Here is a 22,058-nt window from a genome sequence, read left to right as displayed (position 1 = left end):
GCCTTTATTAAGCACAAAAATACAAAGGCCGCTTGCGAGAGCGGCCTTTGTCGGTGAACATATTCATAACTATTCCTGATGAACAATTACTTCGTGTTTTAGATGTTCTGGCGCCATGGTCATTAACTCGTCCAATTCTTAAAAAAGTTTCCCGACCAAATGTTGATATTGTCTCACACCTAAGTCAGTTCCATGATCCCGTTGCGCAGTAAGTGACCGCTTAAAGCCCGCTATCATGTCCAAATGGCGACTCAAGGCTTGCGCATATTGTTGTTCGTTCATTTGATTCTAACGATTAGAAAACCTTTGTTAGCCCCAACAAAATTATCTTTTGCTTTCGTACTCGTATAAAGCTTCCGCCAATTTTCAAGGTTTGACTCATATTCAAAGAAACGAGGATGTTGGCCCATATACAGTTCAACTAAATAAGCGTCAATTCCCTCTTTTTCCCAATTGTCAGTCCAATAATAGTCCAGACGCTTCTCAAATTTACGGAAAAGATAAGATGGAATAAAACTCACGATATCAATATCCTTTGGATTAAGTTTCTGCGTCACAAAGCTTCGGCAACGGCCGCCCGGCATCCACCCACTAAACAAAGTCCTCACTAATCTGCTGACGTAGCATCCGATTGTATATTGTCCACTCCGTAAACAAACGATTTCGGGTTTCTGATTCAAGGAAGGGCGTCACAAAAATGTTGTACAGATCATCAATAGTTGCCGAAATACCATCGGCAGGCGTTAATAAACCTTGTTCGCTGAAAGTAAGCATTACGGTCGAATAGAGCACAAAGCTATGTTTTTTGCTGTTTATCTATCCCAACTTCCCAAAAGCAAAGTAGAACCCTTACCTTTGCGGCTTCAATCGCCCGCGTTCACTAATGCCGCTGATTGCCCCATCGAATTATGAGCCGCCCACCCGTTTGTGGAATGGCCACCTGCAAACCATTATCCCCTCGCTATTTCGCAAGGTCGAGGTTTCCTACGTCCGCGAACGTATCGAAACCCCCGACGATGATTTCCTGGATTTAGACTGGGCATTTTCAAATGATGAATTAGGAATGATCCGGGCCGCCGGGCGGAATAATGAATTAGCTGACGCAGAACATCATTCATCATTAATTATCCTCTCTCACGGGCTTGAGGGCAGTTCAACAAGTCAGTATCTGGCGGGCATGGTGCGGCACCTGACGCATAATGGGTTTGATTGCCTCGCCTGGCACTATCGTTCATGCAGTGGTGAGCTGAATCGGCAGGAGCGATTCTATCACATTGGGGAAACCAGTGATTTACACTACGTTACTCAATACACGATCTCGAAAGGGTATCAAACTATTTATCTAATGGGTTTCAGTGCGGGTGGTAACGTAACACTGAAGTATATCGGGGAACAAGGAAAAAGCATCAACCCGGCAATAAAAAAGGCAGTCGTCTTTTCGGTTCCGCTCGATCTGATGGGATCAGCCCGAAGGCTCGAACAATGGGACAGTCTGGTTTATAATTATCGCTTCAGTCGAACGCTCAAGCGAAAAGTGATGCAAAAAGCCGCTTTGATGCCGTCGGCCTTTCCGACTGAAGCTGTTCTTAAATCACGTAGTATCCGTGAATTCGATAATGTATTTACGGCTCCATTAAATGGGTTTCGGGATGTGACGGACTATTACACCCGCAGCAGTTCGTTACAATTCATACCCTCTATTGCCATTCCAACACTGATCGTCAACGCTAAAAATGACCCGTTTCTATCGCCAGAATGCTTTCCAGGTGAACTGGCGCGGGAACTCCCCAATGTCTGGATGGAGTTTCCCGGAGAGGGCGGCCACTGCGGTTTTACATCCAACAAAGGCGGTCTTAATGGCACGTCCTGGTCGGAAGAACGGGCTTTGGCTTTTTTAACAGAATCTAATTCGCTATGATTATAAGCTGCTTTGACGGCGGTTATTTACACTATGCTCACTAAAGCTCCGAGTGTCGGCCAGGCCGAACAGACGTATTACATTATTGATTTCGACAGCACCTTCACGAAAGTAGAAGCCCTGGACGTGCTGGGTGAAATCTCCCTCGTTGGCCGCCCTGACCGCGACGACGTGCTGGACCAGATTAAAGCAATTACTGACCGCGGTATGTCGGGCGAAATTTCATTTACCGATTCCCTCAATCTCCGCCTGAATCTTTTAAAAGCGCATCGGGACCAACTTCCTGCACTCATCGAGAATTTGATGGGTAAAATCTCCGATTCGTTTCAACGTAACAAGCCGTTTCTGAGCGAGAACGCGGAGCATATTTATATCGTCTCCAATGGATTCAAAGAATTCATCATTCCTATCGTTACGTCCCTGGGCATCCGGGCCGAGAATGTGTTTGCCAATACGTTCGAATTTGACGAAAGTGGGGCTATTGTTGGTTTCGATCCCCAAAATCCCCTGTCGGCCAATGGGGGTAAGTCGCAGGTGATTCGCACCCTGAATCTCGACGGCGAAGTGTACGTCATTGGCGACGGGTATACGGATTACGAAATCCGGGCAGCCGGTCTGGCCAATCGGTTTTATGCCTTCACCGAAAACGTGATGCGTCCAAAAGTTGTCGAGAAAGCCGATCACGTAGCGCCTTCACTCGACGAATTTTTATACCACAATAACTTGAGCCGAAGCCAGTCATACCCTAAGAGCCGGATTAAAGTCTTGTTGCTGGAGAACGTACACCCAGTGGCCGTTCAGCTTTTTGAGCAGGAAGGGTTTAACGTCGAAATCCGGAAGGGTGCGCTGGACGAAGATGAACTCATCGAAGCCATCCGCGACGTATCGATTCTGGGCATCCGCTCCAAAACGAACGTCACGGCCCGGGTGCTGGAACATGCTAACAAACTAATGACCGTAGGCGCTTTTTGCATTGGCACAAACCAGATCGATCTGGATGCCTGTACCGAAAAGGGCATCGCCGTATTCAATGCACCTTATAGCAACACGCGCTCTGTCGTTGAATTGGCCATTGGCGAGATCATTATGCTGATCCGTAGCATCGTGCCGAAAAGCAATTTGATGCACCAGGGCGGCTGGGACAAATCGGCCAAGAACAGCTTTGAAGTACGTGGCAAAAAATTGGGGCTCGTTGGCTACGGTAACATTGGCACACAACTTTCGGTCGTAGCCGAAGCGCTGGGCATGGAGGTATACTTCTACGACGTAGTGGATAAACTCGCGCTTGGCAATGCCCGCAAGTGCAAATCACTTGATGAACTGCTCGCCATTGCCGACATTATCAGCCTGCACCCCGACGGTCGGAAGGAAAACAAAAACCTCATCAGCTATCGCGAATTTGGCCTGATGAAGACGGGCGTTATTTTCCTGAACCTGTCGCGAGGTCATATTGTCGACATTCCGGCGCTGGTCGATGCTATTGAGCGCGGCAAGGTGGCTGGCGCAGGCGTTGACGTATTTCCGCAGGAGCCTAAAGCCAACAACGAAGAGTTTATAAACGCGCTACGTGGTCAGCCAAACGTGATTCTGACGCCCCACATCGGCGGAAGTACTGAAGAGGCTCAGGCAAACATTGGCAATTTCGTGCCCGGAAAACTGCTCGAATACATCAACAATGGCAGTACGTATGGCAGCGTGAACTTTCCCGAACTGCAATTGCCGTTGCTGAAAGGCGCTCACCGGTTGCTGCACATTCACGCCAACGTTCCGGGTATTCTGGCAAAAATGAACGCCATTTTCGCCAATTATCATATCAATATTCACGGTCAGTACCTGAAAACCAACGAGAAGATTGGTTACGTGATTACGGACGTAGCAAAAGAATATGCCGACGAAGTGGTCGAGGAACTGAAGGGCATTGATAACACGATTAAGTTCCGGTTACTTTATTAATGGCGAAATCGGACCGCCGAAGCGGAGTGAATGAGTGAAAGAGCGAATATCATCCGGCAAGTCTGTGCTTATTCGCTCTTTCACTCATTCACTCTTTCACTCTTTATTATATGAAAAACATCTATTTCACCCCCGGCCCGGCCGAACTCTACCCGACCTTCTATCAGCATCTGCAAACGGCGATGGATGAGCAGATTGGCTCAATTTCGCACCGGAGCAAGCAGTTCAGGGATATTTATCGGTTCGCCGATGAGCAGCTACGAACGTTGTTGTCGATCCCAGACTCACATGGCATTTTCTTCACCGGCTCGGCGTCGGAAGTGTGGGAACGTGTACTTTTCAACTGTGTGGAGCACGAGAGCTTTCACCTTGTCAATGGCTCGTTCTCCCAAAAATTTTATGACTATGCGGGTGCCTTACACAAGCATGCACATGTTCTGAACAAGCCCTTCGGCGAAGGCTTCGATGCGGCCGACATCGACGTACCAGAATATGCCGAGCTGGTTTGCCTGACACACAACGAAACCTCGTCGGGTGTGCAGATGAAACCGGCGGAGATGCATAAACTAAAGCGCAAATACCCCAAAAAGCTGTTTTGTGTGGATATGGTTTCGTCGGCTCCCTACCCTGATCTTGATTTTAGCCTGATCGATTCGGCATTTTTCTCGGTCCAGAAAGCCTTTGGCATGCCTGCCGGTTTGGGCGTCTGGATTTCGAACCAGGCTTGCCTGGAGAAAGCCGAATATTTACAAAAAAGCGATTCGATGACCATTGGGGCACATCATACGCTGCCAACGCTCTGGAAACATTACAAAGACTTCGAGACGCCAGCCACCCCGAACGTACTATTTATCTACTTGCTTGGTAAAATCGCCGAAGATTTCAACCGAATTGGCATCGATACGATTCGCAAACAGACTGAAGAAAAAGCCCGGATGCTGTATAAGTTCCTGGAGACCAGCGATACCTACGAACCGTTTGTAAAACAGGAACGGCATCGGTCACAAACGGTGGTTGTGGCTACGACCGGGCGGAAGTCGCCGGCCGACGTGATCTCTACGGCTAAAGCGGCTAATATGATTGTTGGAAGCGGGTATGGTAAATTTAAAGAGTCGCAAATTCGGATTGCCAATTTCCCGGCTGTTTCCGCCGATCAGGTTGCAGCGTTGATTGAGGCACTCAAAAAATAAACTGGCACTCATAGCTTTGTCTAGGAAACGTCTTCTCATGCATCGAGAAGACGTTTTTTTTAGGCTATCAGGCTCAATACCTTTCGATAAACACAAACCTTATTTTAGCTGACTAGTTAATAAGGTATTGTTTCCATGATATTAACTCAACGACAATGAAGAAATCACTTACAACTTTACTGCTACTAACCTGTCTGTCGGTAGTTGGCATGGCCCAAAATAGATCGGATTCAACAGGTCGGTCCAAGCCACTTCTTGATGACGATACGAAACAGGAAATTCGTCAGAAAGCGAATCAGGCGGGCGAAAAAATAGAAGAAGAAGTCGACAAATCCCGCAGCTATCAGCAGACTCACCAGCTTAGCTGGTTCCAGCCGGGTAATGTCTTCGTTGGCGGTGGACTTGGCCTGGGCGCTACCGATGGCAAGGCCTATATTGGTATCAACACACGTGTTGGGTATTTTTTTCAGCCCGGTTTTACAGCCGGTTTGCGCTATGATTTCGACCGGCTTGTGGGGAACAAATACCATAGTCGGCAGATAGGTGCCTTTGCTCGCTATTATCCCTTCCGCACACGTATCAGCAGCTTTATTGGAGCCAGTTTAAACAGTGGCCGGGAGTTCTCAGAAAATGTTCCCGCCGATGAAAAGTTTAAATACACCAGTGTTGGTCTGGAAATTGGAGCGATGGCATGGATTCTGCACCGCCTGGGCGCAGAAGTATCATACGAAAATAGTTTTTACAATAAGATTGACCCAACGGTCAGCCGCGGAAAAGGCGGTCGGATAAAGCTGGGTGTCAATTATTATTTTGGTTCTGTAGGGAATCGCGGTCTTAAACTGGCGCGATAAAGTCAGACAAATACGAATTCAATCCACAGAAAGCCCCAACAAGTCAAGAAATTGGAATTGTTGGGGCTTTCTGTATATTACGTAGCGCGGCTTTCCGGCCAGGACATGTAATCTGCCATATAGCTATTTTATTATTTTTTAATAAAATAATCTTATACTAAAGGTTAACTTTCTGTTAAAATCTGCTCATACTGGTAAAGCCACCGTAGACTCATGAGCAGCCGGCTACCTTCGCAAGAAGCACAACAACTTTGGCAGGAATACCGGTCGGGCGATATGTATGCACTGGCCAAAATTATGCAGAGTTATTACTCCGATCTTTTCCATTGGGGTATGCGTCTGCATACTGATCGTGACTTTGTCAAAGACTGCATTCAGGAAGTGTTTATGAATCTCTGGAAGCTCCAGAAATCTATCAATTCGGTTGACAATGTGAGATCCTATCTGCTCGTCGTACTTAAAACGCACATCCTGCGGGAGTTGGCCAATAAGCACCGTTCATTCAAATCCACTCTATCAGACGACTACTCGTTTTCGGTTGAGTTTGCAGCTGATATACAGTTGATTGAAGAAGAGAATGAAGTTTATAAAATTCGCAAGTTAGAGCACGTCATCAATAATTTACCGGAGCGTCAGAAAGAACTAATCTACCTCCGTTTTTACCAGGACCTTAGTTTTGAACAGATCGCGGATGTCATGCATCTTGGCCGTCAATCGGTATACAATCTACTTCAAAAATCGTTAAACAGTCTTCGCAAGAACTGGACTGTCAATACAATAGTCATTTTTCTCTGCCTCATTGAGAGGGTATAATTTGTGTCTTTGCCGAATCATCTACCAACCGGAACGCAGGATTTAGACGTGAATAATTATAGCTCATACAGGGTGGAGGATTTCATTCAGGACGACGACTTTCGAGACTGGGTGCAGGGACGTAGTTATCAGGAAGCTTTCTGGTTATCCTTTCCTGAACAGTATCCAGAGAAACAGGAGGCCATGCAACGGGCTGAGCGGTTTATTCGGGCAACCCAGGTTTCTCCAGAACGTATCAGTGATCTGGAGATCCGAAAAGAAGCGAATTTATTTATTGAACGAGCGAGTGCGTATATACCCAATCGTCAGAATTCACTACCCGATTTTCATCATAAAAAGAGCATCTGGAATACAAGTCTTACCTTTCGATGGAGCGCGTCCGTTGCAGCTTTGCTAGCTGTAATCATTGGCATGAACTGGTACCTTTCCCGATCCAAACCTGCTGAATTGACACCCCAACGGGCACGGGCATCAACCGTTCACTTAGTCGAAACGACGAATGATACGCAACATCCACTTCGAGTGATTTTGAATGATAGTTCGGAGGTATTGCTGAGCCCGCAGAGTCAGCTACGTTACCCGGCTCAGTTTACGGGGAATTCTCGAATCGTGTATTTGAAAGGCGAGGCCAACTTTTCGGTAAAGCGTCGGAATCAGCCGTTTATGGTCTATACCGGCAACATGGTGACAAAAGTATTAGGCACCCGGTTTGTCGTACGAGCCTTCGACCTGGACAAGGAAATTACGGTACAGGTTGCTTCAGGAAAAGTATCGGTGTATAAAGAAAAGCAAAGACAATCACCTGATAATAAAGAAGTTAATGGCCTGATTCTTCATGCGAATCAGGCGGCAATTTTCGAGAAAAGCGACGGTAATCTAACGAAAACGCTGGTAGCCAATCCGACTCTGGTGACGAAAAACGTCAAAGAAGCTCAGTTTGTGTATGATGAAGTTGCCTTATCCGTGATTTTACGGGAGTTAGAAAAAAGCTACGGCATTCCAATACAGTTTGATGAGCAAAGTTTCGAAACGTGTAAAATCACGGCAACGCTTTCAACCGAGTCCCTGTACGAAAAACTGGATCTGCTCTGTAAAGCCGCCCCGGCGAGTTACGAAATAACAGATGGTCAGATTGTGATCAGCCGGAAGAGTAGCCAATAAGCGCATGGTCTAAAGTTTACGGTTTTTGGCGATCCGTCGCTACGGTTGCCGTATCGCATAGGCAAAAGCGATCGGGTGTAGCCGGGCCACCGTAGCGACGGACCGCCATAAATCCCGGCGGAGAACCGCAAAAACGGCAAACAGAACCCTCCTAAATCAGAACCTTTACTCTATTAAAACTATGAAAAAACATCTCTCCGGGACATTCTGGGTAGAACTCATGCGATTTTCACTGGCACAGAGTTTAGTTATGCTAATACTGATCGGCGTATCCCACGCTCATTCGAGCAACGCGCAGGAATACCTGAAGATGCGCCTGACGTTACACGCTGAAAATCAGGAAGTCAAAAAGGTCTTGACTGACATTGAAAAGGCGACGGGCGTTCAATTTGTATATAGCTCGGAAGTCATCGAACCAAAACAAAAGATAAGCATCCAGGCAACTAATGCTACGTTGGAAGAAGTACTTATCAAGTATTTTAAACCATTGAAAGTGACGTATGAACTAGTGGGCAGAAAGTTAGTCCTGTCGTCCATCAGACCTGTTTCCAACGAAACCGGATTCGTCAGTCCCATTGAAAACCCTGTCGAAGAGGTCGCGCCGAAACGCATGATTTCGGGCAAGGTGAGCGACGAAAAAGGCAGCGGCTTGCCGGGTGTAAGTGTCCTGGTGAAAGGACTTCAGCGGGGTACAACGACCAATACCGAAGGCAATTTTCAACTGGACATTCCGGATGATGGTGCCCCCGTACTGGTTTTTAGTTTCGTCGGCTATGAAGCCAAAGAAGTTGCCGTTGGAAATCAGTCCGTTTTGCGTGTTTCGCTTGCTCCAGCCGACAAATCGCTGAATGAAGTGGTCGTCACAGCTTTAGGCATAAAAAAGCAAGCCAAAAGCATTGGGTACGCTACGTCCACCGTCACGTCGGATCAGATTACGGTGAACCGGACGGCCAACTTCATGAACACATTGCAGGGCAAAATTCCTGGCGTCAACATTACGTCGCTGGGGTCAGGACCTGCCGGAACCAGCAAAATCCGTATCCGTGGTCAGTCATCGTTTGGTGGCAACAACTCGCCCCTGATCGTGGTCAATGGGGTGCCCATCGACAATACAAATTATGGAGCCAGAGGGGACGTATCGGATAAGGGCAGCAACCGAACCTCCGATGGTGGCGATGGTCTGAGCAGCATCAATCCGGACAATATCGAAACGATGACCGTGCTGAAAGGCGCAGCGGCTTCGGCTTTGTACGGGTCCCGCGCAAAGGACGGCGTGATCATGATTACGACCAAAACCCGGGGGACGGGCTCGGGCATTGGCATCGAATACAACACCAATTTTACGACCGACACCCCACTGGACTACACCGATTATCAGTATGAATACGGGCAGGGAGAAAACGGCGTTCGGCCAACGGCTCCTTTCCCGACGTCGGGGCAGTGGAGTTTTGGCGAGAAATTTCAGCCGGGTATGACTCAGATTTTATTCGATGGCGTTGAAGTACCTTACGTACCACAGCGGAATCAGATAACGAATTACTACCGAACCGGCCAGACCTGGACGAATACCATCAGCCTTTCATCGGGGGGAGAATTTGGCGGTTTTAACCTGTCAGTTTCGAACATGGATAACAAGACGATCCTGCCCGGTTCGGGCTATAACCGCAAAACAGTTAACCTGGGCTTTACGCAAACGCTCGCCAAACGACTAACTATATCAGGAAACGTTAACTATTCGAACGAACGGCGGACAAACCCACCCAACATTGCCGAGCAGGATTATAGCCCGGTTGTTTTGTTCAGCATGGCGAACTCCATGCCGCTTGATTTGCTGGAAAAGTACGCGTCGGATGCGAACGGCAATGAGGTTATCTGGTCGCGATTTACGAACCGAACCAATCCTTATTTTGCCCTAAAACGATTCGAAAACATTCGCAACGACCGCGTATTTGGCAACCTGACGGCCCGCTACAATTTTACGGACTGGCTATTTTTGCAGGCACGGGTTGGCCAGGATTATTACTCGCGCGAACAGGATTACAACCTCCCCACGGGCAGCCAGCGACAGCCTGCGGCACCGGCAGGCTTCGTGAACGGCCAGTACGTTCAGGACGCCCGGAACGTCCGCGAACTCAACACTGATTTTCTGATTGGGGCCAACAAAACATTCGGTGTTTTTGGCGTGAACGTGAACGCCGGTGGCAACCAGATGTATCGTCGAATCAGCCGACACAATGTTTTTGTGCAGGATTTTTACACGAGAAATCTCTACACCATCGGAAACGGACGCCAGCGCGACGCTACGTATGAACTGTCCGAACGGCAGGTCAACTCGCTTTACGGTTCGGCGGAGGTTTCGTTTAAGGATTTCCTGTTCGTGAACGGCACCGTTCGGAATGACTGGTTTTCAACACTGTCTGCGGCAAACCGTAGTATCTTATACCCTTCCATGACGGCCAGTTTCGTCTTTTCACAAGCCTTTGCCAATGTATTACCGGGCTGGCTGACCTTTGGCAAGATCAGAGCAGCCTACGCCGAAGTAGGTAGCGATACCGACGTACAGCCCTACGCCAACAATCTTTTTTATGGAATCAATTCACAACAGTTCCCCTCGCCTGGCGGTACGGCTCAGCCATTGGCATCCATAAGCGGATCGACCGTTCCAAACGCCAATCTGCGCCCCATGCGGGTTTCCGAAAAAGAAGTGGGCCTGGAGCTGAAACTGTTCAATAACCGCGTAGGGCTGGATTTAACGTACTACGACAAACTATCATCCGATCAAATCCTGCGGGCGCAAACCTCCGATGCAGGTGGGTACCTGACTCAATTGATCAACGTAGGTCAAAGCCAGAACCGGGGCCTGGAAATGTTGCTCACATTCTCGCCCATGAAACGACCAAATTTTAACTGGGACGTTAATTTCAATGCGGCCTACAACGTAACGAAAGTGCTCGATTTAGGCTCCAGCGTCAGTGATAATATGATTACGGTGGGCACGGGCGATTTCAGCGGAGAACTCCGGCAGGTCGTTGGCCTTCCAATGGGTCAGTTGTTTGGGTTTGGCTATCTCCGCGATGCCCAGGGACGGCAGGTTTTCGATGCGGGCAACGGACGCCCTCTGCGCACGGCAACGCAGATTCCGTTTGGTAGCGCTTTACCGAAATGGGTTGGCGGCATCACCAACAGCTTCACCTACAAGGGAATCAATCTATCATTCCTAATCGATTTCAAATTGGGCAACAAGATGATTTCGGGTACGAACCATAACGCCTGGCGGCATGGGTTGCACAAAGCAACGTTGGTGGGCCGGGCCGAGAATTTCGTCATTGGCGACGGCGTCAATCCAAACGGCGAAGTCAATAGAACCAAGTCGGGCGTGCAAGCCTATTACGAAACGGTACGTTCGCAGAACATCGCCGAAGAATTTGTCTACGATGCGGGGCTGTGGCAGTTGCGCCAGATCACGATTGGCTACGACTTCACCAAATTCCTGCCAACCTCAGGTACGTTCGTCAAGGGAATTCGACTGAACGCCGTGGCCAACAACGTAGCAGTGATCAAAAAATGGGTGCCCAATATCCACCCGGAACAGTTTGGCTTTCCCTCCGACAATTTGATCGGTCTGGAAGCAACTGGTTTGCCAGTAACCCGCAGTATAGGATTCAATCTTAACGTCAAATTTTAACTAGTAACTCCCACCCCTAAATCCCCTGAAGGGGACTTAGCTCACACTCAAACAAAGTCCCCTTCAGGGGATTTAGGGGTGCAACTTCTATAAAAAGACTATGAAAATCACGTATAAACAACTACTTACTTGTGTCTGCACTCTTTGCTTACTGACGTCCTGCGACAAAGGGTTCGACGAAATGAACGTGAATCCTATTGCCCTGACGGGCGTTGAGCCCTCTTTCCAATTAAATACGGCGATCCTGAATAGTACTCCGGGCTACGGCAACCTGAGTTACGAAACGACCATTGTCAAACAGATGATTACGCCTTTTAGTGGTCAGGGTTCGGCGGCCAATTTCAATCAGGATAACCGGACGGTCAGCAATGGCAACTGGGTAAATTACTACCAGAGTGTTATCAAGGAACTGACCGACGTACTTGCCAAAACGAAAGATGACCCAACGCGCACAAACCTGTACAACATGGCTAGAATCTGGCGGGCGTACTCGTTCATGGTCCTCGCCGATACGTATGGCGACATTCCGTACACGCAGGCGGGCAAGAGTTATCTGGAAGGGGTTGTCGCGCCCGTTTACGACACGCAGGAAGCCGTTTATTCTGACATTCTTTCGGAACTGGATGCCGCTTCGGCAGGGCTGGATGCAGCCAAAACAAAGGTAGCCAGCGATATTCTGTATGACGGCGACGTAGTGAAATGGAAGCGACTGGGGTATTCGATCTTGCTACGTGCCGCCATGCGGCTCTCAAAGGTCAACCCCACAAAAGCGGCCGAATACGTTGGAAAAGCAGTGGCGGGTGGGCTTATGCAGTCAAATGATGACAACGCGATTATCCGTCATACCGCCAGTTTTACGAACCCTGTTGGTTCACAGTTGAATGGGGGTCAATCGGCTTTCTTTTATCTGGCTGAAGATTTCGTTACATACTTAAGCAAGAACAATGATCCTCGACTGGCATCCATCGCCGTCCGCTACGTTGGTGCAACTAGTGGCGCACAACAGGTTGAGTCGCGAGCTAACCGGACACCCGCCGTTCAGATTGGTGCTCCACTGGGCTACGACAATACGACCATCAGTTCGGCTGTAACTGCCAGTAAACTCGCCAGTTTGTGGGATTATAGCCAGCTCGACAAAACGAGAATGGCGGCTCTACTAGCCCCCAGCTTTCTGGTCACCTACGCCCAAACGCAGCTTTTACTGGCCGAAGCTGCCTTTCGGAAATGGACAACGGGCGATGCGGCTACCCTTTACGCCAACGGCATCCGGTCGCACATGCGGCAGTTAGCTACGTATGGCACAAGCACCGCCGTTGCTGAAACTGCCATCACTACGTATGTAACAGCCAACCCGTTGACGGCGGGCAAAGAGCTGGAGCATATCAATACGCAATATTGGGTAGCCTCTTTTCTGATGGGTCCCGAAACCTGGGCTAATTTCCGGCGGTCGGGCTTTCCGATATTAACACCGAATCCGTATCCGGGCAGCGATCTCAAAACCGAGCCGTTCATCCGCCGTCTGACCTATACCGATGCTGAGCTAAACGTAAACAAAATCAATGTGCAGCAGGCCATTAGCCGACAAGGGCCAAACCTGCTGGATACCCGCATTTGGTGGGATAAAAAGTAAAGTGTCTTTTATTCTGCCTTTATTCTGAATGAAAAATCTAAAGAAACGACTCAAAGCGGGGGAAACGCTCAACGGCTGCTGGCTGAACCTGGGAAGCTCACTAACGGCCGAGATTGTTGGTCAGGCTGGATTTGACTGGGTGCTCATTGATCTTGAGCACGGAGCCGGGTCGGAGAAAGACGCGCTGTATCAGTTACAGGCGCTTGAACACACAGCCGCCGGAGCGATCGTTCGGGTTGAGAGTGCTGAAAGTCAGCGGATTCATCGGGTGCTGGATATGGGAGCAGAAGGCATAATGTGTCCCAAAATAGGCAATCCGGCGGATGCACAAAAGGTTGCCAACGGTTTGCATTATCCTCCGCACGGGAGTCGGGGGGTTGCCAAAATGGTACGTGCCACCGGCTTCGCACAGAATTTTAACCAGTATTATCAGGAGTCGCAGGAAACGATTTTGGGCGTCGTTCAGATCGAAACGGTGGACGTGCTGAATCATCTGGACGAGGTAGCCGCCATCGAGAATGTCGATGTACTGTTCATCGGCCCCGCCGATCTGTCAATGGAGCTGGGCATTTTCGGGCAGTTCGATCATCCACGTTTTAAGGAAGCCTTGCAGGAAACGGTTAACGCAGCACAAAAAGCGGGGAAAGCAACGGGCATCCTTTTCTTTAACCCCGACGATTATCAGCGGTATCATGACCTGGGCATTCGACTAATCGCCTGTGGGGCCGACGCTACGTTCGTTGCGGATGGTGCTCGAAATCTGGCAAAAAAGCTGGATGCTTTTCGATCCGTTATAAAATAACCGCTGATATTTTATAACGGACCCATAAACCCGGCGAATCCCAATTACCCAAACCGTTCCTAACCCTTTCCTTAATGACTGATCCTCTTTTAATCTTAGCGGCTGGCGTAATTATTGTCGTGGGCGGCATCATCGGACTTAAACTACACCCCTTTCTGGCGCTACTGCTTGGTGCGTTTGTGGTAGCATTAATGACCCCAGCTTCAGCCATTGAGCAATTTGCCCTGGCGAAAGGAACGGCTCCAGCCGCAGCCCTCGCACTAGCCAGGAAAAGTATCGGCGAACGCATCGCCACTGAGTTTGGGAACACCTGCGGCAAAATCGGCATCCTGATCGCGATGGCGGCTATCATCGGCAAATGCATGCTGGAAAGCGGAGCCGCCGAACGAATCATCCGGTCAATGCTGCGGCTGACGGGCATCGAAAAAGCACCAATTGCCTTTTTGGTGAGCAGTTTCTTTCTGGGCATACCCGTCTTTTTTGATACGGTTCTTTTTCTGATGATGCCGCTGGCCAAAGCTATGACGATACGTATCGGCAAAAATTATCTGCTGCTGGTACTCTGTATCATGGCGGGCGCAGCCATGGCCAACTCCTTAGTACCGCCCGCACCGGGGCCGCTGTTTCTGGTGGGCGAAATGCATATTCCCATCGGGCTGATGATGGTTGGCGGTACTATTGTCGGACTTTTCACCATTACAGCCGGTTATTTCTTTGCGCTTTGGGCTAACAAAAAATGGCCAATTCCACTACGCGATTCACTGGACGCCAAACTGGAAGACATTAAAGCCATTGCGGCTCGCGAAACGCATCACCTTCCGGCACTGGGTTTGTCGTTGTTGCCCGTTTTGATTCCCCTGGTTTTTATCTGTGCCGATACAGCGCTCACGGCGCTGGCTACGCCGGGTAAGCCACTGACATCGTCGCCTTTTCTGAACCAGTTTCTAAGTTTGGTCAAATTTTTCGGCGATAAAAACATCGCTATTGTGACCGGTGGCATTGCGGCACTGCTGATTCTGGCTCGCCAAAAGAAAGACAGCAAAGAGAGTTTGACGGCCTTCGTTCAGGCAGCGCTCATGAGTGGTGGGGGCATTATCCTGATCACGGCTGCGGGTGGTGCATTCGGGGGGATGTTGCAGCAAACCGGTATCAGTGCCCGTATCGCCGATATGACCAGAGAATACCAGATGGCGTTAATTCCGATGGCGTTCTTCATTGCTGCCGTTGTCCGAACAGCGCAGGGTTCCGCAACCGTAGCGCTGATCACCGCGTCGGGAATTTTGTCTGGGATGGCCAGCAACGCCCACCTTGAATTTCATCCGTTGTACCTGGGTCTGGCTATTGGTTGCGGCTCAAAACTGGTGCCCTGGATGAACGATGCGGGCTTCTGGATTATCTGTAAACTAAGCAACCTCACCGAACAGGAAGCCCTGAAAACAATTTCGCCCTTGCTCGTGGTAATGGGATTAACTGGTCTGGTTGTGATCATGATTGCCGCCCAATTGTTTCCGCTGGTTTAACTTGCGGCTGTTATTGTACAATTCTGTAATCGTAGTCAAAAATGAAAAAAGTAGGTTTTATTGGATTAGGGATCATGGGAAAACCCATGGCGTTGAATTTAATCAAGGCAGGTTATTCGGTATCGGTTCTAAGTCAAAGCAAGACGGCTGAAACGATGGTTTTGGCTGGTGCTCAATCATTTCCAACTAGCAAAGCACTCGCTCAACAGTGCGACGTAGTGATTACGATGCTGCCCGATTCGCCGGACGTAGAGCAGGTTGTATTGGGACCAGATGGCGTGCTGGAAGGTATTCAGGAAGACGCTTTGTTTATCGATATGTCGACAATTGCCCCCGCCACGGCAAAAAAGATCTACAAGTTGATGCAGGAGAAAGGCGTAGAAGCACTTGACGCTCCGGTTTCTGGTGGTCAGGTGGGAGCTGAAGCCGCTTCACTATCTATCATGGTGGGCGGAACGGAAGCCGCCTTTCAGCGTGCGTTGCCGCTTTTCCAGGCAATGGGCAAAAACATCGTCCATATCGGCGAACCAGGCGCAGGACAAACCACCAAAGCCTGCAACCAGATGATTGTCGGAATAACCATTCAGGCAGTGGCCGAAGCGTTCGCACTGGCGAAAAAAGCCGGGGTCGATCTGGAGAAAATGCGGGAGGTTCTGCTGGGCGGATTTGCTCAAAGTCGCATCCTCGACTTGCACGGAAAACGCATGATCGACGAAAATTTCAAGCCGGGCTTCAAGATCAAATTACATAAGAAAGACCTGGGTATCGCTCTACAAACGGGCGAAGCCTTTTCGGTTCCGCTTAAAGCTACGGCTCTGGTAGCCGACCAAATGAAAGCGGCTGTAGACCAGGGCAATGGCGACCTGGACCATAGCTCCCTCCTATTGCTGCTGGAATGACAATAATTCAACTAAACCCTTAACTACCATGAAACGTAAAAGCTTTATTAGAGTCCTGACGGCGGGTTCCGTAAGTGCGGCAGCTTTCGGGACGGAGCACGTAACGGCTGCAAACACAGCCCGTAAGCCCGCAGTCCCGAAAAAGGTTCTGATGAAAGTTGGTTGCCAATCGGGTGGTACGTCAATGGAGAATCTAGAGTTCAAAGCCCGGCATGGCGTCTATAATCTCGACGGCGGTGCACCCAAAACCATTGCGGGTAAAGGCTGGGATTTAGACGATTCGATGCGTAGAAAAGAAGCGTGTGAGAAGTATGGCATCAGCCTGGATGCGTATCACTTCCCACTAGCATCCTCAGGGATCGACAAGGCCGAATACCCCAACATCATGCTGGGGAAAAGCCCGGAACGAGATCGGGAAATCGAAATTCTCCAGCAAATGATTCAGGTAGCGGGTAAGACAGGCATTAAGGTGCTGAATTACAACACCACCATCCTACCAGTGCTACGTACCGGCAAAACGGTTGACCCTAAGCGCGGCAATGCCATTTACAGTACCTGGAATTATGAGGAAGCGCTGAAGCAAAACTTGCCAAAAACGGTAGCTGGTGACGTAAACATTGAGCAGATGTTCGAGCGCATTACGTATCTCCTCGACCGCATTCTGCCTGTTGCGAAAGAGTACAAAGTCAAATTGGCCAACCACATTGCTGACCCCCCAACGCCGGTTGGGTATCGCGGCATCACGCGCTGGAACAGCCCCGATGTTTTCAAGGGAATTCAACGCTTTGCAAAGCTGTACGATAGTGAGTATCACGGATTTAATTTTTGTATCGGCTCCATTGCCGAAGGGTTGAAAGATCCAAAAAATGACATTTTGCCGATCATCAAATGGGTGGGCGAGCGAAATCAGATTTTTAACGTTCATTTGCGCAATATCAAAGGCGGCTGGAATAACTTCCAGGAGGTTTATCCCGACAACGGCGACATGAATTTTCTACACGTAGTGCGGGCCCTGCGTGACGTTGGTTTTTCGGGTATGGTCATGCCCGATCACGTACCCCATCACGCCGACCATGCCGCTGATTTGCAGGCTTTTTCGTTCTGCTACGGCTATATTAAAGGATTGCTTCAAACCGTGACCGATGAAGCCGCCTGATTTTCTCTGACAGGATTTACAGGATAAACAGGATTCTTTTCTATTTCTCATCTTATCAATCCTGTAAATCCCGTCGAAAATAAAACTTACCATGCTTAACAAAACCGGCCCCCATATCAAGGAAATTCATATTACACCCATTGCCATTGTCGATCCTCCCCTATTGAACGCGGCAGGTTTACACGCGCCCTATGCGCTACGTACCATTGTCGAACTGGTCACGGACGACGGCATTTCGGGTATTAGTGAAATTCCGGGCACGTCGGCCATTGATGCCGCACTGGCAGAATCCAGAGCGTTGCTGATTGGGAAAGACGTGTTTCAACTGAATGAAATCAGGCAGGTTTTAATCGATCGGTTTGGGACGGACAGCGCGGCCGAACGCGGAGAAACGCCCTGGGATCAGCGCAAACTGGTTCATATTTTTAGCGCTATTGAAGTGGCTTGCCTGGACATTATCGGCAAGGTAACCAACCGGCCCGTTGTTGATCTGTTAGGTGGTAAACTGCGGGATCGGGTGCCGTTTTCAGCCTATCTGTTTTACAAATACGAAGGAGCCGGTGGCAAGCTCGCATTCGGTACAGACCCAGATGCGCAGGGATGGGCGGCCGCCCGGCAGGCCAGTGCCCTCAACCCAACCGAAATTGTAGCACAGGCCAAAGCCATGTGTGCCGAATTTGGTTTTCAGTCTATCAAGTTGAAAGGCGGAGTTTTTGAACCGCAACAAGAAGTCGATGCTATGTTTGCGCTACATGAAGCCTTCGGTCCCGACGTACCGCTACGTGTCGATCCGAATGCGCTCTGGACGGTTGAAACGTCTATTAAGTATGGCAAACAGATGGAGCCGATTCTGGAGTATCTGGAAGATCCGACTCGTGGGCAGGAGAATATGGCCACCGTTCGGAAAGCACTGAAAACGCCATTGGCTACGAACATGTGTACCACGTCGTTTGACGATATCCCCAACAGCATACGTATTGGTGCTGAAGATATTATTCTGAGTGATCACCATTTCTGGGGTGGCTTGCGTGCGTCGATCACGCTATCGGGCATCTGCGAAACGTTCGGTCGCGGGTTGTCTATGCACTCCAACAGTCATCTGGGTATCTCGCTGGCGGCTATGGTGCATCTGGGAGCTGCGTTGCCCAAAGTCCCCTATGCGCTGGATACGCATTACCCCTGGCAATCCGATGAAATCATTACGTCCGGGCGCTTCAAATTTGAAGAGGGTGCGGTGCTTGTGCCGACTGAGCCGGGACTTGGGGTTGAACTGGATCGGGAAGCACTGGCCAGACTTCACCAGAATTACCTGACTTGTGGCTTAACGAAACGAGATGATGAGATCGAAATGCAGAAGGTACAGCCGGGTTGGAAATTTCAATCGGTCCGCTGGTAACCAGACTAGTATACAAACAAATTACCGATTTTTTATGGCTTCGGCAACAACCGCAAATGATGTTGTGTATGGATACTCGTGAAGTAGATCATTTCCCGAACCGTCAATTTTCCCAGGGCCGGATGTGGCATACAACAGTTGTCCAATTCCTGCTCTGACCAATGAGAAAGAACATCTAGTAATGCTTCATAAACTGCCGCAAACCGCGCCATAACGATGCTTCTGCCTTCCTGCATATCTTCAATCTGTGGCGACATGGCAGCGGATGCTTTCACTCCAGTTGTCAGTATTTGTTTGTAAGCGGATGCCAGTTCGTCATAGGTGCTTGATGACCCCGTTGGCTTCCCCCATTGGTCAAACACTTCGCGCGGACCAGCCATCAAACGCGCGACTGGTCGGGCTGACAGGTACAAATGTTGCACGACATCACCGACTGACCACTTTCCATCAGGGTGATACGTAAACGCTTCGTCCGTGTAGCTATGTACTACGTCAACGAACGCCTGACAGTCATTTGCCAGCTGTTTTTGGAGATCAGTTATTATAATCTGCATAGCTATGTTTTTACAAGCTTACTAAAACTATGCGTGCGCTCCTCATTTACCGGTAGCCACTTGTGAATTACGGTCTTCATTTACTTTTTGGTATCAATCTGAATGAGTACTTTTGGGTATCGACTGCGCAAACCCAATGGGTCTCTACAGGCTTCCATGCGCAAGCATACAACAGCAATTACTCGCACTAATCATCAGGAAATCAATGAACACCCTACTGCTCACCAGTTTACTTGTTGCCGCTTCAGTTGGCGTATTTGCCCAAGGCGACATTAGCTATCACGGCAAAAAAATCACAGAAAGCGGTGCCATTCCAGCCACACAGCTAGCCACTAAAATGGCTGACAAAACTGAAATGCCCGCCAAAGTAGAAGGCACCGTTGAATCGGTCTGCAAAGTAAAAGGCTGCTGGATGAAGGTTAAAACCAGTGATGGTCAGACAATGCGCGTTACGTTCAAAGATTATGGCTTTTTCGTCCCCAAAGACATTGTCGGCAAAACCGTTGTTGTTGAAGGCACTGCCGAAACCAGCACGACACCCGTAGCTGATTTGCGCCACTTCGCCCAGGACGCTGGAAAGTCTAAGGAGGAAATCGAGAAGATCACCGAGCCTGAAAAAGCCCTGACGTTCGTGGCTGATGGGGTGATTGTAAAAAGATAAGAACCCGTTTCCAACCCTTTTTCCAGCCATAGTGTCTTTGTAAAAAAATGCAAGAACTATGGTAGATTCAGTGAAATTACTTTCTGGTTTTCTCATCGTTGGAACAACACTCTTTTCGGCCTGCACATCGTCTGAAACAACGCCATCTGGTCGGGTATCACTTGGCCTGAATCAATCGGCCCGCCTGGGTCCGGACGTTACAATCCGTATCGATTCGATTCAGGATGGTCGTTGCCCAACCGGCCTTACCTGCATCTGGGCGGGTGAAGCGAAGGTTAAACTACTACTTTCAAATGCTACTGCCTCAACCCCTGTGCGTTTGACATTAGGGCGAAGCTTTAACGCCAGCCGATTGGACTCTACAGATGTTACACTAGGTAGCACGGTTTATAAGGTAATACTGAACGGGGTCAATCCCTATCCAAGCTATCCTCCTACAAATGAACCTCAGGTGGCACTTGTCCAGGTAACAAAAATATAAGCGATGTTCAAGCTCTTTTCGTAGCTTAAGGGCTGCAACTACCCGTTGCAGCCTTTTTTTGTACCCAACCAATTTGTTCTATGAAAAAACTATACATGCTGGCAGGCTTGTCGCTGCTGGCGGCTCCTCTGTTTGCCCAGCGCACCTTAATTCACTGCGGAAATCTCTTTGATGGGTTGGGGAATACCTTACAACCGCAAATGACAGTTGTGGTGGAAGGCAACAAAATTACAGCCGTACAGAAGGGCTACACAGCCCCCGCCGGTCAGGATCGGGTGCTGGATATGAAATCAAAAACCGTATTGCCTGGTCTGATTGACATGCACGTTCACCTCGAAATGCAAACGCGTCGGGGTGGGGCCATTGATGGATTCACCAGCAACCCGGCCGATGTGGCGTATCGGGCAGCCGGTTATGCTAAAACAACGTTGCTGGCAGGCTTCACCACCGTCCGTGACCTGGGTGGTTCGGGGGTGAACGTATCACTACGCAATGCGATTAATGCCGGCCTGGTGGAAGGCCCCCGTGTGTTAACGGTTGGCAAATCCATTGCCACGACGGGCGGGCACGCCGATCCTACGAATGGCTATCGCAAAGATTTGATGGGCGACCCAGGTCCAATGGAAGGCGTTGTCAATAGTCCTGAAGATGCGCGCAAAGCCGTTCGGCAACGGTACAAAGACGGCTCTGATCTGATTAAGATCACGGCTACGGGTGGCGTGTTGAGCAATGCCAAAGATGGCTCTGGCCCACAGTTTTCGCAGGAAGAAGTCAACGCCGTCGTGCTTGCGGCTAAAGATTATGGCTTTGCTGTAGCGGCCCATGCCCACGGCGCCGAAGGGATGAAACGCGCCATCAAAGCAGGTGTTCAGACGATCGAACATGGCACATTGATGGATGACGAAGCGATTGAGTTGTTCAAAAAACACGGCACCTACTACGTCCCAACCATCATTGCCGGTAAAACAGCCGCCGACTCTGCCCGCCATTTTGGTTATTATCCGCCTTTAGTAGTTCCCAAAGCGTTGGCTATCGGCCCGAAAATTCAGGCCACATTTGGCAAGGCGTATAAAGCGGGCGTGAAGATCGCGTTTGGCACCGACGCGGGTGTGTTCATCCACGGCTACAATGCGAAGGAGTTCGAATACATGGTTGAAGCGGGCATGCCAGCGGTTGAAGCGATCAAAGCGGCTCTGATGACGAATGCCAAATTATTAGGCATGGACGCGCAGATTGGCTCCATTGAAGCGGGCAAATTTGCCGACATTATCGCCGTCGCCGAAAACCCAATTCAGAACATTAAAACCTTACAAGCTGTCCAGTTTGTCATGAAAGACGGCAAAGTGTATAAACAGTAAAACTAGTCGTTAGTCGTTAGTCGTTAGTCA

General features: G+C 49.4%; 19 protein-coding genes. 16 read left to right on the top strand and 3 right to left on the bottom strand.

Features of this window, described 5'->3' with window-relative positions; all coding sequences use genetic code 11:
* Window positions 1–278: 278 nt before the first annotated feature.
* Both BM202_RS20880 and BM202_RS20875 read right to left on the bottom strand, forming a co-directional pair.
* Complete coding sequence (locus BM202_RS20880) at window positions 279–557, bottom strand: DUF6932 family protein (RefSeq protein ID WP_143100722.1); 279 nt, start codon at window positions 555–557, stop codon at window positions 279–281.
* Window positions 558–591: 34 nt separating this feature from the next.
* Window positions 592–774, bottom strand: a complete 183-nt coding sequence (locus BM202_RS20875) for a hypothetical protein (protein WP_093829698.1) — start codon at window positions 772–774, stop codon at window positions 592–594.
* A gap of 109 nt (window positions 775–883) precedes the next feature.
* Between BM202_RS20875 and BM202_RS20870 the strand changes: the two genes are divergently transcribed.
* The 13 genes from BM202_RS20870 (at window position 884) to BM202_RS20810 (ending at window position 18,974) form a co-directional block, all read left to right on the top strand.
* Window positions 884–1,918 (top strand): YheT family hydrolase, encoded by a 1,035-nt coding sequence (locus BM202_RS20870; RefSeq protein ID WP_093829696.1) that lies wholly within the window; start codon window positions 884–886, stop codon window positions 1,916–1,918.
* Between the two features lie 33 nt (window positions 1,919–1,951).
* Window positions 1,952–3,871 (top strand): phosphoglycerate dehydrogenase, encoded by a 1,920-nt coding sequence (gene serA, locus BM202_RS20865; RefSeq protein ID WP_093829694.1) that lies wholly within the window; start codon window positions 1,952–1,954, stop codon window positions 3,869–3,871.
* Between the two features lie 110 nt (window positions 3,872–3,981).
* A complete protein-coding gene (locus BM202_RS20860) occupies window positions 3,982–5,061 on the top strand; it encodes an aminotransferase class V-fold PLP-dependent enzyme (protein ID WP_093829692.1) in 1,080 nt (359 codons plus the stop codon).
* Between the two features lie 155 nt (window positions 5,062–5,216).
* The gene (locus tag BM202_RS20855; protein ID WP_093829690.1) at window positions 5,217–5,912 is read left to right on the top strand and encodes a porin family protein; all 696 of its coding nucleotides are present in this window, start codon (window positions 5,217–5,219) and stop codon (window positions 5,910–5,912) included.
* Between the two features lie 213 nt (window positions 5,913–6,125).
* Window positions 6,126–6,725, top strand: a complete 600-nt coding sequence (locus BM202_RS20850) for an RNA polymerase sigma factor (RefSeq protein WP_093829688.1) — start codon at window positions 6,126–6,128, stop codon at window positions 6,723–6,725.
* 9 nt (window positions 6,726–6,734) lie between these two features.
* Entirely contained in the window at window positions 6,735–7,886 is a 1,152-nt protein-coding gene (locus BM202_RS20845) for a FecR family protein (protein WP_245776730.1), read from the top strand.
* A gap of 181 nt (window positions 7,887–8,067) precedes the next feature.
* The gene (locus tag BM202_RS20840; RefSeq protein ID WP_093829686.1) at window positions 8,068–11,571 is read left to right on the top strand and encodes a SusC/RagA family TonB-linked outer membrane protein; all 3,504 of its coding nucleotides are present in this window, start codon (window positions 8,068–8,070) and stop codon (window positions 11,569–11,571) included.
* A gap of 100 nt (window positions 11,572–11,671) precedes the next feature.
* Complete coding sequence (locus tag BM202_RS20835; protein WP_093829684.1) at window positions 11,672–13,201, top strand: SusD/RagB family nutrient-binding outer membrane lipoprotein; 1,530 nt, start codon at window positions 11,672–11,674, stop codon at window positions 13,199–13,201.
* 28 nt (window positions 13,202–13,229) lie between these two features.
* Window positions 13,230–14,003, top strand: a complete 774-nt coding sequence (locus BM202_RS20830; RefSeq protein WP_093829682.1) for an HpcH/HpaI aldolase family protein — start codon at window positions 13,230–13,232, stop codon at window positions 14,001–14,003.
* A 74-nt stretch (window positions 14,004–14,077) separates the two neighbouring features.
* Window positions 14,078–15,523: a GntP family permease gene (locus BM202_RS20825; RefSeq protein WP_093829680.1), complete on the top strand. Its 1,446-nt coding sequence runs from the start codon at window positions 14,078–14,080 to the stop codon at window positions 15,521–15,523.
* 41 nt (window positions 15,524–15,564) lie between these two features.
* Entirely contained in the window at window positions 15,565–16,422 is an 858-nt protein-coding gene (locus BM202_RS20820; RefSeq protein ID WP_093829678.1) for a 2-hydroxy-3-oxopropionate reductase, read from the top strand.
* 28 nt (window positions 16,423–16,450) lie between these two features.
* Window positions 16,451–17,578 carry a mannonate dehydratase gene (locus BM202_RS20815; protein WP_093829676.1) on the top strand — a complete coding sequence of 376 codons (1,128 nt, stop codon included), beginning with the start codon at window positions 16,451–16,453 and terminating at the stop codon, window positions 17,576–17,578.
* A gap of 91 nt (window positions 17,579–17,669) precedes the next feature.
* Window positions 17,670–18,974: an enolase C-terminal domain-like protein gene (locus tag BM202_RS20810; RefSeq protein WP_093829674.1), complete on the top strand. Its 1,305-nt coding sequence runs from the start codon at window positions 17,670–17,672 to the stop codon at window positions 18,972–18,974.
* A 32-nt stretch (window positions 18,975–19,006) separates the two neighbouring features.
* Here the strand turns inward: BM202_RS20810 and BM202_RS20805 are convergent, their stop codons facing one another.
* Entirely contained in the window at window positions 19,007–19,528 is a 522-nt protein-coding gene (locus BM202_RS20805; RefSeq protein WP_093829672.1) for a DinB family protein, read from the bottom strand.
* Between the two features lie 205 nt (window positions 19,529–19,733).
* Here BM202_RS20805 and BM202_RS20800 point away from each other — a divergent pair, with 205 nt between their 5' ends.
* The 3 genes from BM202_RS20800 (at window position 19,734) to BM202_RS20790 (ending at window position 22,028) form a co-directional block, all read left to right on the top strand.
* Window positions 19,734–20,189 (top strand): DUF4920 domain-containing protein, encoded by a 456-nt coding sequence (locus BM202_RS20800; protein WP_093829671.1) that lies wholly within the window; start codon window positions 19,734–19,736, stop codon window positions 20,187–20,189.
* 58 nt (window positions 20,190–20,247) lie between these two features.
* Window positions 20,248–20,670, top strand: a complete 423-nt coding sequence (locus BM202_RS20795) for a hypothetical protein (protein ID WP_093829669.1) — start codon at window positions 20,248–20,250, stop codon at window positions 20,668–20,670.
* An 80-nt stretch (window positions 20,671–20,750) separates the two neighbouring features.
* Window positions 20,751–22,028 carry a metal-dependent hydrolase family protein gene (locus BM202_RS20790; protein ID WP_093829667.1) on the top strand — a complete coding sequence of 426 codons (1,278 nt, stop codon included), beginning with the start codon at window positions 20,751–20,753 and terminating at the stop codon, window positions 22,026–22,028.
* The last annotated feature ends 30 nt before the right edge of the window (window positions 22,029–22,058 follow it).

The organism is Spirosoma endophyticum, assembly GCF_900112365.1.
Taxonomy (GTDB): Bacteria; Bacteroidota; Bacteroidia; order Cytophagales; family Spirosomataceae; genus Spirosoma; species Spirosoma endophyticum.
This window is presented reverse-complemented; position numbering and strand designations above follow the sequence as displayed.